An 868-nucleotide genomic window follows, 5' to 3' on the forward strand; every position below is an offset into this window, starting at 1 on the left:
AGAGCCTAGCAGAGACATCTCCACATCCTCGCATTACAATCGGTCAAAATGGAAACGGAACGCCATACCGGAAAAGAACCTAGGATTGCCCGAGGCAGGATTGTTGTGCCAGCAGAACTTTCGGCCTGTGAGCGGCGAGCACTTTCGAACAAACTGTATTCAGTACATCAAAAGATCTTTGCGGGTGTTTCCGCCGAAGAGTTTCATCAGCACGTGATAGAACCGCCGGCAGAAGCAACATCCATCCAGCTTTACAACGCGGCAGACCAAAGTGTTATTGGTTATTGTGCAGTTCACCGCTATCGACGCCAAGTGCATGGGCGCAGCGTCATTGTATTGCGGGCAGAGGCTGGGTTGGCACCTGGGTTTCGCGGGCGCGGCGCAACTTACGGCTTCGGCATCGTACATGCTTTAACTGAAAAACTAAGCCACCCATTCACCCCAGTGTACTATCTCGGCACACTCGTTCACACGTCGAGCTATCACCTGTTATGCAAGTATTTTCGGCGAATTTTCCCGCACCCGAATGTTAAGCCGCGCGCTGATACTCAGGTAATCGCTCGCCAGCTCATTGAAAGCTTCTCTGATCCGGCAGTTCGTCCAGAAGACCCGTTTGTGCGTGACGTCGGATGGGTCACTATCGAAACACCGCAAGAAAAACGTTTCAATGAACGGCTTGATCCATCAGACGTTCACTACTTTAAGCTACGCAATCCTGGTTTTACAAAGGGTCATGGCCTTGTCGTTTTAATTCCGATGACCTGGCTCAACCTTTTAGGAGCACTTCTTTCACGTCTTTACGAGCGCACGCGCATCGCTTCCGGAATTCATAGACCCGACCTTTGATTGAATGGTGACTTTGACTGCA

1 protein-coding gene is annotated in these 868 nt (G+C 50.8%); it reads left to right on the forward strand.

The features are described 5' to 3' along the window. Positions 1-48: 48 nt before the first annotated feature. Entirely contained in the window at positions 49-846 is a 798-nt protein-coding gene (locus tag ACR0J4_RS23105; protein WP_170644329.1) for a hypothetical protein, read from the forward strand. The last annotated feature ends 22 nt before the right edge of the window (positions 847-868 follow it).

The sequence above is a fragment of the Ruegeria sp. B10 genome, from assembly GCF_056539825.1.